This is a genomic window from Vibrio sp. IB15 (assembly GCF_016406055.1).
Classification (GTDB): Bacteria; Pseudomonadota; Gammaproteobacteria; order Enterobacterales; family Vibrionaceae; genus Vibrio; species Vibrio chagasii.
This window is the reverse complement of sequence record NZ_JAEFCE010000083.1, coordinates 1-16,581: the sequence shown is the minus strand read 5'-3', so window position 1 is coordinate 16,581 and position 16,581 is coordinate 1. Positions and strand designations below refer to the sequence as shown.

17 protein-coding genes and 1 tRNA gene are annotated in these 16,581 nt (G+C 44.3%); 9 read left to right on the top strand and 9 right to left on the bottom strand.

Going from position 1 to position 16,581, the window contains the following annotated elements:
• Positions 1-335 precede the first annotated feature (335 nt).
• The 5 genes from ychF to lolB all read right to left on the bottom strand — a co-directional run bounded on the left by ychF (position 336) and on the right by lolB (position 4,720).
• Positions 336-1,427 (bottom strand): redox-regulated ATPase YchF, encoded by a 1,092-nt coding sequence (gene ychF, locus JC606_RS21280; RefSeq protein ID WP_061034150.1) that lies wholly within the window; start codon positions 1,425-1,427, stop codon positions 336-338.
• A 10-nt stretch (positions 1,428-1,437) separates the two neighbouring features.
• Positions 1,438-2,028, bottom strand: a complete 591-nt coding sequence (gene pth, locus JC606_RS21275) for an aminoacyl-tRNA hydrolase (protein WP_004739815.1) — start codon at positions 2,026-2,028, stop codon at positions 1,438-1,440.
• 200 nt (positions 2,029-2,228) lie between these two features.
• Positions 2,229-3,173, bottom strand: coding sequence for a ribose-phosphate pyrophosphokinase (locus tag JC606_RS21270; protein WP_004739814.1), 945 nt, complete (start codon positions 3,171-3,173; stop codon positions 2,229-2,231).
• Between the two features lie 27 nt (positions 3,174-3,200).
• The gene (gene ispE, locus JC606_RS21265; RefSeq protein ID WP_198779377.1) at positions 3,201-4,076 is read right to left on the bottom strand and encodes a 4-(cytidine 5'-diphospho)-2-C-methyl-D-erythritol kinase; all 876 of its coding nucleotides are present in this window, start codon (positions 4,074-4,076) and stop codon (positions 3,201-3,203) included.
• A complete protein-coding gene (lolB, locus tag JC606_RS21260) occupies positions 4,073-4,720 on the bottom strand; it encodes a lipoprotein insertase outer membrane protein LolB (protein WP_198779376.1) in 648 nt (215 codons plus the stop codon). The genes ispE and lolB overlap by 4 nt, the downstream gene beginning before the upstream one ends.
• A gap of 160 nt (positions 4,721-4,880) precedes the next feature.
• Between lolB and hemA the strand changes: the two genes are divergently transcribed.
• From hemA to ybaK, 8 genes are all read left to right on the top strand, one after another.
• Positions 4,881-6,140: a glutamyl-tRNA reductase gene (gene hemA / locus JC606_RS21255; RefSeq protein WP_008224514.1), complete on the top strand. Its 1,260-nt coding sequence runs from the start codon at positions 4,881-4,883 to the stop codon at positions 6,138-6,140.
• Between the two features lie 28 nt (positions 6,141-6,168).
• The gene (gene prfA, locus JC606_RS21250) at positions 6,169-7,257 is read left to right on the top strand and encodes a peptide chain release factor 1 (RefSeq protein WP_004739807.1); all 1,089 of its coding nucleotides are present in this window, start codon (positions 6,169-6,171) and stop codon (positions 7,255-7,257) included.
• A gap of 5 nt (positions 7,258-7,262) precedes the next feature.
• Complete coding sequence (gene prmC, locus JC606_RS21245) at positions 7,263-8,135, top strand: peptide chain release factor N(5)-glutamine methyltransferase (RefSeq protein ID WP_198779375.1); 873 nt, start codon at positions 7,263-7,265, stop codon at positions 8,133-8,135.
• 197 nt (positions 8,136-8,332) lie between these two features.
• Entirely contained in the window at positions 8,333-8,716 is a 384-nt protein-coding gene (locus JC606_RS21240) for a SirB2 family protein (RefSeq protein WP_004739804.1), read from the top strand.
• A 27-nt stretch (positions 8,717-8,743) separates the two neighbouring features.
• Positions 8,744-9,553: a SirB1 family protein gene (locus JC606_RS21235; RefSeq protein WP_061034146.1), complete on the top strand. Its 810-nt coding sequence runs from the start codon at positions 8,744-8,746 to the stop codon at positions 9,551-9,553.
• Between the two features lie 25 nt (positions 9,554-9,578).
• Positions 9,579-10,430 carry a 3-deoxy-8-phosphooctulonate synthase gene (gene kdsA / locus JC606_RS21230; RefSeq protein WP_061034145.1) on the top strand — a complete coding sequence of 284 codons (852 nt, stop codon included), beginning with the start codon at positions 9,579-9,581 and terminating at the stop codon, positions 10,428-10,430.
• Positions 10,431-10,875: 445 nt separating this feature from the next.
• Complete coding sequence (gene ushA / locus JC606_RS21225; protein ID WP_063523319.1) at positions 10,876-12,537, top strand: bifunctional UDP-sugar hydrolase/5'-nucleotidase UshA; 1,662 nt, start codon at positions 10,876-10,878, stop codon at positions 12,535-12,537.
• A 104-nt stretch (positions 12,538-12,641) separates the two neighbouring features.
• Positions 12,642-13,127 carry a Cys-tRNA(Pro) deacylase gene (ybaK, locus tag JC606_RS21220; RefSeq protein WP_198779374.1) on the top strand — a complete coding sequence of 162 codons (486 nt, stop codon included), beginning with the start codon at positions 12,642-12,644 and terminating at the stop codon, positions 13,125-13,127.
• Positions 13,128-13,205: 78 nt separating this feature from the next.
• Here the strand turns inward: ybaK and rluF are convergent, their stop codons facing one another.
• From rluF to JC606_RS21205, 3 genes are all read right to left on the bottom strand, one after another.
• Positions 13,206-14,324, bottom strand: a complete 1,119-nt coding sequence (gene rluF / locus JC606_RS21215; RefSeq protein WP_137407337.1) for a 23S rRNA pseudouridine(2604) synthase RluF — start codon at positions 14,322-14,324, stop codon at positions 13,206-13,208.
• Between the two features lie 168 nt (positions 14,325-14,492).
• A complete protein-coding gene (smrA, locus tag JC606_RS21210) occupies positions 14,493-15,074 on the bottom strand; it encodes a DNA endonuclease SmrA (RefSeq protein WP_102423873.1) in 582 nt (193 codons plus the stop codon).
• Between the two features lie 166 nt (positions 15,075-15,240).
• Complete coding sequence (locus JC606_RS21205) at positions 15,241-15,381, bottom strand: DUF3149 domain-containing protein (protein WP_004739790.1); 141 nt, start codon at positions 15,379-15,381, stop codon at positions 15,241-15,243.
• 255 nt (positions 15,382-15,636) lie between these two features.
• Here JC606_RS21205 and JC606_RS21200 point away from each other — a divergent pair.
• Positions 15,637-15,713, top strand: a tRNA-Pro gene (locus JC606_RS21200).
• A gap of 345 nt (positions 15,714-16,058) precedes the next feature.
• Here JC606_RS21200 and JC606_RS21195 read toward each other — a convergent pair.
• A complete protein-coding gene (locus tag JC606_RS21195) occupies positions 16,059-16,562 on the bottom strand; it encodes a LuxR C-terminal-related transcriptional regulator (protein ID WP_332873243.1) in 504 nt (167 codons plus the stop codon).
• Positions 16,563-16,581 lie beyond the last annotated feature (19 nt).

Below are 16,581 nucleotides of genomic sequence, written 5' to 3'. Positions count from 1 at the left end.
CCTGCGACCCCATCATTATGAGTGATGTGCTCTAACCAACTGAGCTAAGTAGCCATTTCCAAATTGTTGCTCATTTTGAAACGTTGCCGCTTCGCTGTGAACGGGGCGCATTATGCGTAGTTGAGTGAAACCCGTCAACTTTTTTTTTGAATAAATCACGAATAAACATCTGTTCGGTTTCTTTTTAGTCAAAGAGGCGTATTTGTCGGCAAAAAACAGGTCAAAAAGGCGATATATATAGGAAGTTAACTTTCTGACGCCGAACTCTTGCGAAAGAGTAAAAACAAAAAGGCCAGTGAAATTCACTGGCCTTTTCTCCGATATTTAATCAGCAATTATACGTTGAAGCGGAAGTGAACAACGTCACCATCTTTTACGATGTATTCTTTGCCTTCTAGACGCCATTTACCTGCGTCTTTTGCGCCGCTCTCACCGTTAAATTCGATGAAGTGATCAAAACCAACAACTTCAGCTCGGATGAAGCCTTTTTCGAAGTCAGTGTGGATCTTACCAGCAGCTTGTGGAGCTGTTGCGCCTACAGGAATTGTCCAAGCGCGAACTTCTTTAACACCCGCTGTGAAGTAAGTTTGAAGAGTAAGTAGTTCGTAACCAGAGCGGATCACTCGGTTTAGACCTGGTTCTTCGATACCCATGTCCGCTAGGAACTCTTCACGATCTTCGTCGTCAAGCTCAGAAAGCTCAGATTCGATAGCAGCACATACAGCAACAACAACGTTGTTCTCTTTTTCTGCGTATTCACGAACAGCATCTAGGTAAGGGTTGTTTTCAAAACCATCTTCAGCAACGTTTGCGATGTACATTGTTGGCTTAAGTGTTAGGAAGTTTAGGTAGCCGATTGCTGCCGCTTCTTCTTTCGCTAGTTCAACAGTACGCGCCATACCACCTTCAGTAAGAACTGGTAGTAGTTTTTCTAGTACAGTTATTTCGAATTTAGCGTCTTTGTCGCCGCCTTTTGCTTTCTTAGCGTTGCGTTGAATTGCACGCTCACAGCTGTCTAAGTCAGCCAGTGCAAGTTCAAGGTTGATCACTTCGATATCTTCGATTGGAGATACTTTGCCAGAAACGTGAACGATGTTTTCGTTTTCAAAGCAGCGTACAACGTGACCGATCGCGTCAGTTTCACGGATGTTCGCTAGGAATTTGTTACCAAGACCTTCACCTTTAGATGCACCAGCAACTAGGCCAGCGATATCAACGAATTCCATCGTTGTTGGAAGGATCTTTTGTGGATTAACAATTTTTGCTAATGCATCTAAGCGTAGATCTGGAACCGGAACGATACCTGTGTTTGGTTCGATCGTACAAAATGGAAAGTTTGCTGCTTCGATGCCTGCTTTAGTCAGTGCGTTAAACAGAGTTGACTTACCAACGTTTGGTAGACCAACGATGCCACATTTAAAACCCATGATATAAACCTTATTCTGCTTTGAACGTATGTAAGCGATTTTGTGCTTTTGGTAGGCCATCTTTTAATAAGATGTCTAGGCTGCGAACCGATTCGTCAACGACGGCCTCGATACACTCTTGCTCTTTTTGCGGAGCTTTGCCTAATACATAACCTGCAACTTTATCTTTGTGTCCAGGATGGCCGATGCCTAATCTCAGACGATAGAATTCTTTATTGTTACCCTGCTTGCTGATGATGTCTTTTAGACCGTTGTGTCCACCATGACCACCACCTTTTTTGAACTTTCCAATGCCAGGAGGAAGGTCTAACTCATCATGAGCAACCATGATCTCTTCTGGTTTAATTTGGTAGAACTTTGCCAAAGCTGCAACTGCTTTGCCTGACAAGTTCATAAAAGTCGTTGGGATCAGCAAACGAAGATCTTCACCATGAACCATGATACGACCCGTTAGGCCAAAGAACTTTGGTTCGTTCTTCAGTGTTACGTTGTGTACACGTGCTAATTCTTCAACTACCCAAGCACCCGCATTGTGGCGAGTTTTGGCGTATTCTGGACCTGGATTAGCCAGTCCAACGAGAAGTTTTATTTGTTGGCTCAAGGTATGGATCTCTCTTGGGATTTCAAAAAGCGCCGTATGATATCACAGTTTATGAAAAAGGTGCGAGCTAGCTGATGGCACCATGATTATTCCGAGCTGTGATAAACAACAGTCACCAGATATAAAAAAAGCACTTCATCAAATGAAGTGCTTAATGTCTTTCTCTAACGAGTTTCTAAAACAAAGCTAAATAGCCTTGATTAGTTGAACATCGCTGAGATTGATTCTTCGTTGCTGATACGACGAATCGCTTCAGCAAGCATGCGAGAAAGGCTAAGTGTTGTTACTTTACCTGTCGCAGCCATCTCTGGAGATAGAGAGATAGAATCCGTTACGATAACTTGGTCTAGAACAGAGTTCTTGATGTTGTTTGCAGCAGTACCAGAGAAAACAGCGTGAGTTGCGTAAGCGAATACACGCTTAGCACCGCGCTCTTTAAGCGCTTCAGCTGCTTTACATAGTGTGCCACCTGTATCGATCATGTCATCAACGATAACACAGTCGCGGCCTTCAACATCACCGATTAGGTTCATTACTTCAGAAACGTTAGCACGTGGACGACGCTTATCAACGATAGCGATATCAACGTCACCTAGCGCTTTAGCCGTTGCACGAGCACGTACAACACCACCAAGGTCTGGAGAAACCACTACTGGGTTTTCTAGGCCACGGTTAGCCATGTCTTCTAGAAGAACTGGAGTACCGAAGATGTTATCAACTGGTACATCGAAGAAGCCTTGGATTTGCTCTGCGTGTAGGTCGATAGTAAGAACGCGGTCTACGCCAACGTTAGAAAGGAAATCTGCAACAACTTTTGCAGTAATTGGCACACGTGCAGAACGTACACGACGATCTTGACGGGCATAACCGAAGTAAGGGATTACAGCAGTAATACGGCCAGCAGAAGCACGGCGCATTGCGTCAATCATTACCACCAATTCCATTAGGTTGTCATTGGTTGGTGCACAAGTTGATTGAATCAGGAATACATCGCTACCACGAACGTTTTCATTGATTTGAACAGCGACTTCGCCATCAGAAAAACGGTCTACAGTAGCATCGCCAAGAGAGATGTATAGACGATCAGCAATACGTTGGGCTAGTTCAGGTGTTGCGTTACCAGCAAATAGCTTCATATCAGGCACGGTGGAAACCTCGGGTTGCGTCCAGTTTTAAATAGATTGTGGGTGGGCTGAGTGGTATTCAGCCAACGTTTCTTTTAAAGGAGAAGTGTTTCGTCCTTTCGCTACAAATGCGGAAACGGCGTCAGGCAGTTTTTCTAGCACCAATTCGGCTTCTTTTTTGCTGCTAAATTCAGCAAAAATGCACGAACCTGTGCCAGTCAATCTCGACGGCGCGTATTGTAGCAGCCATGAAAGTTGCTTATCAACCTCTGGGTACAGCATTCGAACAATTTTTTCGCAATCGTTTACGTATTCTTGCTCTAGAAGCGTTGATAGCGCTCGCTTTGGCGTATTTCTGGTTAATTCGGGATGTGTGAATATGTCCACAGTTGCTATGCTCACTTGAGGCTTGACTACGAGATACCATTTTTCATCCGGATTAGCAGGTAGCAGCTGCTCACCAACGCCTTCAGCAAACGCGGCATGGCCTCGCACAAACACTGGTACATCAGCGCCAAGGTTCAGACCGATCTCTGCAAGTCGATCATCAGAAAGATTCAGTTGCCACAAGTAATTAAGCGCCACTAACACAGTTGCAGCATTTGAAGAGCCTCCGCCAATGCCACCACCCATTGGTAGCACTTTCTTTAGCTCAATATCGGCACCGAAAGAGGTTGAGGTGTACTGTTGAAGTGCAGTAGCGGCTTTCCAAATTAGGTTGTCTTCAAGCGCTACACCAGGTATTTCTGGCGTGATGGTTATCGAGCTCGTTTCTGAGTTTGCGGTAACCGTCAGTTCATCACCAAAGTCAACGAACTGAAAGAGTGTTTGAAGCTCGTGGTAACCATTATCACGTCGGCCAGTGATATAAAGAAATAGATTCAGCTTTGCTGGAGAAGGCCAGTGTGTTGGTGTTGTAATCATTTTTTCAGTGTCCACTTCGAAACTACGATGTTGATTTTGTTTTGGTCTTGCTTGAAAGAGAGTCGAGTAGGGAGCGGAATCGTCTCCACATTTACTTTGTCTTGACCAGATTGCAGCGTACTCGGCATCTCTGTATTGCGATAGTTAGCAAAACTCAGAGTCCATAGTTGGTTGCTGACTTGCTTGGTTAGTGACTCAAGGGTGTTCGTTGTATTTAGCTGATAGCTATCCGCTTGGTCTGGAATGCCAAGGAACCATTGTGGCAGATGATCAACAGGGATCTTCAAGCCTGTAAGCTGCTCAACCAAAATAGAGGCGCTCGCGTGGGTAAATACTTGGTCATCATAAGTGACGACTTTGGCGCCAGATGGATCAATGGTCAGGTTTAATGCGGTTTGACCAAGGAAAGTGGTGAGTCTTAATTGGCTTTGATTTGGAGAGTGCTTCCAAATGAAATTGAGGCTTTGGCGCTGCTCGGGAGAGATGTAGGCAAGCTTACCTGAAGCTTGATAGTTTTCTATATGTAATAGGCGGCTTTGGTGTGTTTGCCATTCAACACTCGTCGGTTGTTCCGGGATAGACGAGCAACCCACCATGATTATGGTAATAAAAATAAGAGACGCGATTTTACGAAGCTTGCCCATATTTGCTCACAACTTGTTCAAATTCATCTAAAAAACGCTTCAACTATAGCATTGAATTCAAGAACTCAGGAAAACAAATCCCGCTTGCTCTTTAAATAGAGCCATGCATCAAGTAAAATTCGCCCCTTGTTTCCATTCCCTGATCGAGAACTTCTGATACATGTCTTTGCTTGCCGTAGGTATCAATCACAATACAGCGTCGGTTGAATTGCGAGAAAAAGTCGCTTTTGGTCCAGATAAATTGTCTGAGGCACTTAAGCAACTTAACGCAAATGCACACGTAAATGGAAGTGTCATACTTTCTACCTGTAACCGAACTGAAGTGTATTGTGACGTTAAAAGCGGAGCAAAAAACAAGCTTATCGATTGGTTGTCGGTTTTCCACCAAGTGAGCCCGGAAGAGCTAAAGCCAAGTCTTTATATCCATGAAGAGCAGGCTGCCATTAAACATTTAATGCGCGTTGCTTGTGGTTTGGACTCTTTGGTTTTGGGTGAGCCGCAAATCTTAGGTCAGGTTAAGCAAGCTTATACAGACTCTCGTGGTAGTAAGTCTGTCGATGCTTCAATGGAAAAGCTGTTCCAGAAATCATTTTCTGTGGCGAAGCGCGTTCGAACGGAAACAGAAATCGGCGGAAGTGCGGTGTCTGTGGCTTACGCAGCTTGTACTTTAGCCAAGCATATTTTTGAGTCGATTGCTGATTCAACCGTGTTGTTGGTTGGTGCTGGGGAAACGATTGAACTTGTGGCTAAGCACCTTTCAGCAAATGGCTGTACTAAAATGATTGTGGCTAACCGAACTCGTGAGCGTGCTTTAGGGTTAGCCGAAGAGTTTGGTGCTGAAGTGATCAGCTTAAATGAAATTCCGGATCACCTGCACAGAGCAGATATCGTGATCAGTTCAACCGCAAGCCCGCTGCCAATTATTGGTAAAGGTATGGTTGAGACCGCTCTAAAAACAAGAAAACATCAACCTATGTTATTGGTTGATATTGCAGTGCCTCGTGATGTGGAATCACAGGTTGGCGAACTGAACGATGCTTACTTGTATTCGGTTGATGATTTGCAGTCGATTGTTGATGGCAACATCGAGCAACGTAAAGTGGAAGCAATCCAAGCTGAAGCGATCGTCAGTGAAGAAAGTGCCGCGTTCATGAGTTGGATGCGATCACTACAAGCGGTCGACAGTATTCGTGAGTACCGAAAGTCAGCGAATGAAATCCGCGAAGAATTATTGAGTAAAAGTTTACAATCACTTGCCGCTGGCGGTGACCCTGAGAAAGTTTTACTTGAGCTTAGCAATAAGCTTACAAACAAATTGATCCATGCTCCAACCCGCGCACTACAAAGTGCTGCTGAGCAAGGAGAACCTGCGAAATTAACGGTCATTAGACAGAGTTTGGGCCTAGAAGACCCTCAATAATATTAGACCTCCAACAAGATAAGACATTATGAAAGCCTCGATTCTAGTAAAGCTTGAAACACTTGTTGAACGCTACGAAGAAGTTCAACACCTGCTTGGCGATCCAGATGTGATCGGTGATCAAAACAAATTCCGTGCACTATCTAAAGAGTACTCTCAGTTAGAAGAAGTGACTAAGTGCTTCCAAGCTTACCAGCAAGCTCAAGACGATCTAGAAGCTGCCGAAGATATGGCGCAGGAAGACGACGAAGAGATGCGCGAAATGGCGCAGGAAGAAATTAAAGAAGCGAAAGAAGCGATTGAGCGTCTAACTGATGAACTTCAGATTCTTCTTCTACCTAAAGATCCAAACGATGAGCGTAACTGTTTCCTAGAGATCCGTGCCGGTGCCGGTGGTGATGAAGCGGGTATCTTCGCGGGTAACCTTTTCCGTATGTACTCTAAGTTTGCAGAGAAGAAAGGCTGGCGCGTTGAAGTAATGAGCAGCAATGACTCAGAGCAAGGCGGCTACAAAGAGATGATCGCTAAAGTAAGCGGTGAAGGTGTTTACGGAGTAATGAAGTTTGAATCAGGCGGTCACCGTGTTCAACGTGTACCAGAGACTGAATCTCAAGGCCGTGTTCATACTTCTGCATGTACTGTTGCTGTTATGCCAGAAATCCCAGAAGCGGATCTTCCAGAAATTAAGGCTGCAGACCTGAAAATCGATACCTTCCGTGCATCTGGCGCGGGTGGTCAGCACGTTAACACCACGGATTCAGCTATCCGTATTACTCACTTGCCAACAGGTACAGTAGTAGAGTGTCAGGACGAGCGTTCTCAACATAAAAACAAAGCGAAGGCGATGGCTGTTCTTGCTGCGCGTATTGTACAAGCTGAAGAAGAGCGTCGTGCTGCTGAAGTATCTGACACGCGTCGTAACCTACTAGGCTCGGGTGACCGTAGTGACCGTATCCGTACTTACAACTACCCGCAAGGTCGTGTTTCTGATCACCGTATCAACCTAACACTTTACCGTCTGAACGAAGTGTTAGAAGGTGACATGCAAAGTCTGATTGATCCGGTTCTACAAGAGCACCAAGCAGACCAACTTGCTGCGCTAGCTGAGAACAACTAAACCCTATGCAATCTGCCTATACGGTTGAAAGTGCATTAAAAGCAGCAATCGTAGCGCTTCAAGAGGGTGACAATACGTCACCCTCAATTGATGCTGCGGTACTGCTTTGTCACGCTTTAGATAAACCAAGATCTTACCTGTTAACTTGGCCTGAGAAGCACCTTACCTCAGAACAAGAATCTGAATTTCAAGCCCTTTTAAAACGTCGCTTAACCGGTGAGCCTGTGGCTTACATTGTCGGTGAACGTGAGTTTTGGTCGCTGCCGTTAAAAGTTTCGCCATCTACTTTAATTCCTCGCCCGGATACTGAGCGTTTGGTTGAAGTTGCGTTGGATAAAACTTATGGCAAACAAGGTGCTATTCTGGATTTAGGGACAGGTACTGGTGCTATTGCATTGGCGCTGGCGTCTGAGATGCCAAATCGGCCAGTGATAGGCATTGATCTTCGTCCTGAAGCTCAAGCGCTTGCAACAGAGAATGCGAAACGCTTAAACATCACCAATGCTACGTTCTTGCATGGCAGTTGGTTTGATCCGCTTAGCGGTCTGGCTTCTGATGGCGATGAGGTTAAGTTCTCCCTGATTGCCTCTAACCCACCTTACATAGAGAAAGATGATCCTCATCTATCTCAGGGCGATGTGCGTTTTGAGCCGATTACTGCGCTTGTTGCTGAAGAGAAAGGGCTTGCTGATATTCGCTACATTTCTGAAAACGCACGTGGCTTTTTGGAAAATGAGGGGTGGTTGGCGTTTGAACACGGTTACGATCAAGGCTTGGCTGTACGCGAGATAATGCAAGCACTAGGTTATCTCGATGTGGTTACAGAGAAAGATTACGGCGGTAATGACCGAGTGACATTAGGTCGTTATTGCTCATAGTTCGTTGTCGTTTTTTTAGGGGGCTCAGTAGTTGCTAGCCACTCATGTAGCCCTAGAGGGCGAACTTACGAAATTGATACCTTTAACGCGAAATTACATTTGACTCGGTAATGCATTTAACGCAGAAATACGGAGCAACAACGGGGCCAATGTCGCTCGTGTTAACGAAAGCACATATAAAAATATAAAGGAATACCATGTACGAAGGTTTAAAACATTTTCACCTACTAACGATTGCGATAAGCGTGTCACTTCTTTCAATTCGTTTCGTTCTTATGATGGCGAACTCACCAAAGCTTAAGCACCCTTTCTTGCAGCGTTTCCCTCATATCAACGACTCGTTGCTGTTGCTATCGGGTATTGGTTTGATTTTTATCACTGGCTTTATTCCATTTACTCCAGCTGCGCCATGGCTAACAGAAAAGCTAACTTGTGTGATGGCTTACATCGCATTGGGTTTCTTTGCGCTTAAGTTGGGTAAAAACAAGTTATTGAGAGTATTCTCGTTCTTCGGTGCGCTTGGCTGGTTAGCGATGGCTGGCAAAATTGCGATGACGAAGACACCAACATTTTTCGGTTAATGATCTCCTTATTTCGGTTAACTACCTATGTACGAATTTTTTGACGAAGACTTTGACCAGCTAGAATTAGCTGAAGGTGCATTGATCTTAAATAAAGCGATTAACCCAGAGACTCAAGATAGTTGGGCTGAGCAAGAACTGGCGAGATTGTTTAAAGAAGCTGAGTTTGCTTTGGTTCATGAAACCGACGAGCAACAGAAGTTTGAGTCCTTTATTCGACTATTCTTCTATGAATGGGGCTTTGCCGGTGATAAAGACGCTTACTTCTCTTCAGAGAACGCTTTCATCGATAAAGTGCTAGAGCGTAAGAAAGGCATTCCAGTCAGTCTTGGTGCGATCTTTCTTTTTCTAGGTCGCAAGTTAGGCTTTCCTGTAGAGGGGGTCTCTTTCCCGACTCAGTTTCTTCTCAAAGTGACTTGGTACGGCCAAGCAGCAGTGTATATCAATCCTTACAATGGAGAGTACGTTGGTGAACAGACTCTGCGAGCGTGGTTGATTGGTCATGATGGACCATTGGCTAAGCTTAAATCAGAGCATTTAGAAGTGGCTGACCATCCAACAATCATTGGTAAGTGGTTAGCGTTGCTAAAGAGTGCACTACTGAGAGAAGAGCGCTATACGCTAGCATTGAAATGTACCGACCTTGCATTAACGTTTGTACCTGACGACCCTTATGAAATCCGCGACCGTGGCTTTATCTATCAGCAGTTGGATTGTCACCAAGTGGCAGCGACGGATTACCAATATTTTATCGACCAATGCCCAGATGACCCTGCATCTGAGTTACTGAAATCTCAAGTGAACGTCATGAACGAAAAGACAGTGGTTGTTCACTAATTACTAACTATTCAGAGAGAATATAATGGAACAGAAAACAGTTCATATTGGCGATATGCCAATTGCTAACGACAAGCCATTCACGCTATTTGCAGGCATGAACGTTCTTGAATCTCGCGATCTAGCAATGCAGATCTGTGAGCACTACGTGAAAGTAACTGAAAAGCTGGGTATCCCTTATGTATTTAAGGCGTCTTTTGACAAGGCAAACCGTAGCTCAGTTCACTCATATCGTGGCCCTGGTATGGAAGAAGGTCTAAAGATCTTCCAAGAATTGAAAGACACATTCGGCGTGAAGATCATCACTGATGTTCACACTGAAGCACAAGCTCAGCCGGTTGCTGATGTGGTTGATGTTATTCAACTTCCAGCATTCTTAGCTCGTCAAACGGACCTTGTTGAAGCGATGGCTAAGACTGGCGCAGTTATCAACGTGAAGAAGCCTCAGTTCATGAGCCCGAACCAAGTTGGTAACATCGTGGATAAATTCGCTGAATGTGGCAACGACAAGATTATCCTTTGCGAGCGTGGCTCTTGCATGGGTTATGATAACCTAGTTGTAGATATGCTTGGTTTTGGCGTAATGAAGAAATCTTCAAACGGTAGCCCGATAATCTTTGACGTAACGCATTCTCTGCAAATGCGTGATCCTTCAGGTGCTGCATCTGGCGGTCGTCGTGAGCAAACGGTTGAACTTGCAAAAGCGGGCTTAGCGACCGGTATTGCAGGTCTGTTCATTGAAGCTCACCCGAACCCAGATCAAGCGCGCTGTGATGGTCCATCGGCACTGCCTCTGGATAAGCTAGAACCGTTCTTGAAGCAGATGAAAGCACTTGATGACCTTATCAAAGGCTTTGACCACATCGATATTAAATAGTCGAACAGTATAGAATTCCAAGCCGGCGTAATTGCCGGCTTTTTTGTGTCTATCGCCAAGTGAGTGTCATCTGTTCAAGCTGAGTTTGAACGGCTTTATGGTGTTATAACGTTGCATTAGGGTACTGGTAAATCAAATAAATCGAACGAAGGTCACTTTGTAGCGCTTTCGAACTGAATAAATCACAAATAATCTAAAAAATGATGAAAACGTTTGCCTGTGATCACTTATTAGCTCAACTGCAACTTTGTCGCTTTGTTACACACTCGATAGGGGATTATGGTGATCTATCCTACATAAATATGAAATCACTCTGTTAGGTTTACCGTCTTAATTTAAACTACTTCAAGTTTTACCATTCTCTAACCATGTTTATTAACTAAACATGGGCTCTATGGGAGTGGAAGAAGCAGTGGATTCCCCTAAAAAGTTCAAAGGTATGACAATGAAGCAACGCCTTATTCTAAAGACAGCACTAAGTGCTGCAATTCTAGCGACTTTAGCTGGTTGTGCGTCTCAATCTGCTCATGATTGGAACCAAGACGAAACTTACAAGCTAACGATTCTTCACACTAACGACAACCATGGTCGTTTCTGGCAGAACAAATACGGCGAATACGGCATGTCTGCGCGTAAAACGCTGATTGATCAACTTCGTGCAGAAGTTGAAGCAGAAGGCGGTAGCGTGTTGCTTCTATCTGGTGGTGACATCAACACAGGTGTACCAGAGTCAGATCTTCAGGATGCAGAACCTGATTTCAAAGGTATGAACAAGATTGGTTACGATGCAATGGCACTTGGTAACCATGAGTTTGATAACTCACTAGACGTACTACAAAAGCAAATCGATTGGGCTAACTTCCCAATGCTATCTGCAAACATCTACGATAAAGCGACTGGCGAACGTAAGTTCCAAGCTTATGAGATGTTTGAAAAGCAAGGTATTAAAATCGCGGTTATTGGTTTAACAACTGAAGATACCCAAAAGATTGGTAACCCTGAGTTCATCGCAGGTATCGATTTCCGTGACCCTAAAGAAGAAGCGAAGAAACTGATCGCTGAACTTAAAGAAACAGAAAAACCAGATCTTATCTTTGCTGTGACTCACATGGGTCACTACGAAAATGGTCAGCGTGGCGTTAACGCACCAGGTGATGTTGCACTAGCGCGTTACCTAGACGAAGGTGACCTAGACATGATCGTTGGTGGTCACTCTCAAGAGCCTGTATGTATGGAAGGCCCTAACGTTGCGAAGAAAAACTTCAAGCCGGGTGATGAGTGTAAACCTGACCTTCAAAACGGTACTTACATCGTTCAAGCTCACGAATGGGGCAAATACGTAGGCCGTGCTGATTATGAATTCCGCAATGGCGAACTAGAAATGGTGAGCTACGACCTAATCCCAGTTAACCTGAAGAAAAAGGTTAAGATCGACGGTAAGAAGCAACGCGTACTTATCCAAGACGAGATTGCGCAAGATCCAGAACTACTAGAGTTCCTACGTCCATTCCAAGAGCAAGGCCAAGCACAGCTTGAAGTTAAGATTGCTGAAACAAATGGCAAGCTTGAAGGTGACCGTAACGTAGTTCGTTTCCAACAGACTAACCTAGGTCGTCTGATTGCAACTTCTCACATGGAGCGTGCAAAAGCAGATTTCGCAGTGATGAACTCTGGTGGTGTTCGTGATTCAATTGAAGCAGGTGAAGTAACATACAAAGATGTACTAACAGTACAACCTTTTGCAAACATCCTGACTTACACAGACATGACGGGTAAAGAAGTTCTGGATTACCTAAACGTAGTAGCGACCAAACCAATTGATTCAGGTGCTTACGCACAATTTGCTGGTATCTCTATGACAGTAGCGAATGGTGAAGTGTCTGACGTTGTTATTGGTGGTAAGCCACTTAACTTAGAAGAAACGTACCGCTTCACAGTGCCAAGCTTTAACGCTGCTGGTGGTGACGGCTACCCTAAACTGTCTGACCACCCTGGTTACGTAAACACTGGTTTTGTTGACGCTGAAGTACTGAAAGAGTACCTAGAAGCGAATAGCCCAGTTGACGTGAACAAGTACGCACCTTCTGGTCAAATTGTTTACAAGTAATTGGATCATTGAGCGCTAAATTCGATTGACTCTAGCGCCATGATAAATTTAACTAAAGCGACGCTCCGGCGTCGCTTTTTGTTTATCTATCGTTTGGATTTGTTATGACCCCTGCAATCAATCTTGCCAAGAAAAAGAAAATCGCTCATACGGTGCATCAGTATCACCATGATGCCAACAATACTAACTATGGGTTAGAAGCTGTTGAAGCACTTGGGCAGGATCCTAAACGTGTATTCAAAACGCTTCTATTCTGCCTAAATGGTGTGGCGAAAGACTTGGCTGTTGCGGTGATTCCTGTCGACCAGAAATTAAATTTGAAACTTGCGGCTAAAGCGGCAAAAGGTAAAAAAGCAGAGATGGCTAACCCAGATATTGCTCAGAAAACCACAGGTTATGTAGTGGGGGGGGTTAGCCCGCTTGGTCAGAAGAAAGCGCTGCCGACTTTTGTTCATTCCAGTGCGATGGATTTTGAAACGATCTGCGTAAGTGCAGGCAAGCGAGGGTTGGAAATTGAACTCGCCCCTAAAGATTTAGCTCAACTGACTCGAGCTCAGTTTACTGATTTGTGCTTGCAAGCTGATGGCTAGTCGTCACGAGGTATGATGTATGAAATAACAAATAAAAACGCCCACTTAGTCGTGGGCGTTTTTGTATACGGAGTTACTCTACTTTTTCAGACCTAGAGTACCACCAACACGTTTTGCTGCTGGTTTATTTGGTCGGTTTGACTCTTGGTGGCGATTAGTCGGCTTGCCACCTCGATTACGATCTGAACTCTTGTTGTCTGAGTTAGAGCGCTCAGAGCGAGAATTCGATTTCCAATTTTCTGTGTTGCCTTTACTTTGGCCTCTGTTTTCACCATTCGATGAATTACGACCACGCTTTGAATTCGGCGCATGACGGAATTCATCCGCGTTATTACCGCGGTAAGTACGAGTACGATTCTCTTTTTGATTACGTCGAGCAGTAGAAGCTTGGTTCTCTTCACGACTATCAAATAGCTTAGCGTCTGTCGCCTTGCGGATACGCTGACCCTTTGCGTTAATTTTAGATGCGTCTTCTGTACTTACAGAACCTTCACACATCGCTAGAATTTCTGCGATCTCTTCCTCGCTCAAGTAACGCCACTTGCCATTAGGGATACCGTCCAAAGAGATGTTCATGATACGAACACGACGTAGTTTGAAAACTTCATAGCCAAGTGCTTCACACATGCGACGAATCTGGCGGTTCAGACCTTGCGTTAATGTGATTCGGAATGAGAACTTAGTCTCTTTCTCTACTTTACATGGCAACGTTACCGTATCCAGAATCGGCACACCCGCTGCCATTTTCTGTAAGAATTCACCTGTGATTGGTTTATCGACACGAACCACATACTCTTTCTCGTGGTTGTTACCAGCACGAAGAATCTTGTTTACGATGTCACCGTCGTTTGTCAGGAAGATCAAACCATCAGATGGCTTATCCAAGCGGCCAATCGGGAAGATGCGCTTATGGTGACCGATGAAATCGACGATGTTTCCAGGAATATCACGTTCAGTGGTGCAGGTAATACCTGTCGGTTTATTTAAAGCGATGTAGATAGGTTTCTCTTTCGAGCGAACCGGTTTGTTGTCGATCTCAACATCATCACCTGGCATTACTTTGGTGCCCATTTCTGGGATCTTGCCGTTAATAGTAACTCGACCTGCATCAATCAGTTTGTCGGCTTCGCGGCGTGAGCAAAAACCAGTTTCACTGATGTATTTGTTAAGGCGTTTAGCTTGGGATTCTTGTGACATGATATTCTCTTAGCGTTTCACAACGGAAATATAGGGAAACAAAAAAGCAACTACAGAGCAGTTGCTTTACGTTTGACTTCGTTAACTGACAACAATTTTAGCACTTGGTTTGAGTCTAGGCACTAAATATCGATCTTGGGGTGAAAGCCCGCTCCAGAATTTCGATGATCAGCTAGTGCGCTTTTGATGACGCTCTCTATTTTCTAGTTTCTTCTCATTGCTTTTTCTAAGCATGACATAAACAGCACCGGTACCACCGTGAAATTGCTGTGCTGAGTGTACACATTGCACATCGTTGATCTGAGTCAGCCAGTTAGTCACGTAGCTTTTCATCATCGCTGGTGGATTTGAGCGTTCTCCTTTCCCATGAACGATAATGACAGTGCGAACATCCATTCTTAAGCATTGGCGTAAAAATGACAGCACTTCGTTGCGAGCGTCTTTCAGCGTCTTTCTATGGAGATCGAGTTTGGCCTGAATGGGGTACTTACCTAGGCGCAGTTTTTTGTATACGCCTTCCTGAACACCATCCTTCTTATAAGCAATAACGTCGTCTGGCTTAACCATCGGAGAGTAATCGAGTGATAGGTAATCTTTCTCATCATCAGAGAGCCACATAGCGGCTTCACGCTTAGCAAGCTGAGACTCTGTAACGCGATGTACTTTCTGGTGTTCTGCGGTGTCATGGTCGATACGTTTAACATCGCCCATCATTTGTTGGAATAGCTCTAAATCGTCATCATGAGACATAGTGTGCATCTCAAGTTGGTAAGAATAGAGTAAGTATACCTAAGTTGGGGTAGGGTTTAAAAATGAAAAAACCGGAGGAGACAAGAGAAGTCAGCTCCGGTGCAAAGCGTTTTCAAATTTACCTATAGTAATGAAGCTTTAGGTAAATGATTTAGGCTGAGCGACTCTAGTGAGGAGATTTGTCAGTCATAACTTTGTAGATGAAGAAGCCTCCATAAAACATCATGAGACCCAGAGCCCCGAAGATTACTATCATTGAAGATAGTCCCACCGCATTACCAAATAGGAGATCTAGCCAAAAGTCCATGTGTATACCTCAAAGTTATATGACATGGGTTAGTGTATTAAGTGACATTATCAATTTACTGCTCTGGATCAATCCTGTTGCATAAGTTAAATACTTGTTGGTAACTGTGTGTTTTTCGTCACATTGAGCTTGTTGTTGTATGTCTTTTGCTCGAACGATTCAAGATCGCAATAAATATGATAAAAAGCCCTTGCGGATAAACTCAGAATCCGTATTATACGCTCCATCGACAGGCAATGAGCCAGTTAGATATCTCGGTGAATAGCGCAGCTTGGTAGCGCATCTGGTTTGGGACCAGAGGGTCGGGGGTTCGAATCCCTCTTCACCGACCACATTAAAGAAAGCCGTAGCAGAGATGCTACGGCTTTTTTGCATTTGAATGTTCTGTTTCGGAACTAGTGGGTAGGGGGCTTGAATGCCAGTCCAATCGAATTCCTCTTCACCGACCACTTATAGAAAGCCTGCTCAATGAGCAGGCTTTCGTCGTTTAGGAGCGTAGAAAATAGGGTTAGAACCTAAGTGGGGTTCGTCTGATACTCGAAATAAGCTCTTTACCGACCATATTAAAGAAAGCCGTAGCACTCTTTGCAATAGGAGGGGCTACGGCTTTTTTTGTATTTGGGCTTTTTGCATTCTAGCTGCTTTGGCTGTTTATGGTTTAGAGCAGAGAGTTAGGTCTATTGAACGAACTCATTAGTAGCCACATTATTCTTCACCCAGATTAAAGCTTGTAAGCGATTCTTCACCTTAATCTTTTTGAATGTATTGTGAAGGTGCGCCTTAACGGTATTCTCACTTACATAAAGCGTGTCCGCAATTTGCGTGTTAGATGCACCATCACCGAGTAGTTTGATGATTTGCTGTTCGCGTTTAGTGAGCTTGAGGTAATAAGGGCTGGTTTTCGCGCACTGCCTCTCTCTATAGAAGCTAATGTATTGGTAAATGAGCTTCCTGCTCATCCACATTTCACCCTGTAAGATACAGGTAAATCCTGTCACTAGCTTATCAAGCGTGTCAGAGGCATAAAAAATACCAACGAGATACTGCCATTTGAGCATTTCAGAGTGAGGGAAGTCGCTGGGCGTATTGAGTAATACTTCATGAACATCACTCTCGATATCATCTCTAAGCTCTTGATATTTTTCGGGGCTTTGTTGCGTAAATCGATGGAACCAAATCAAGAAGCTACGATCTGATCAG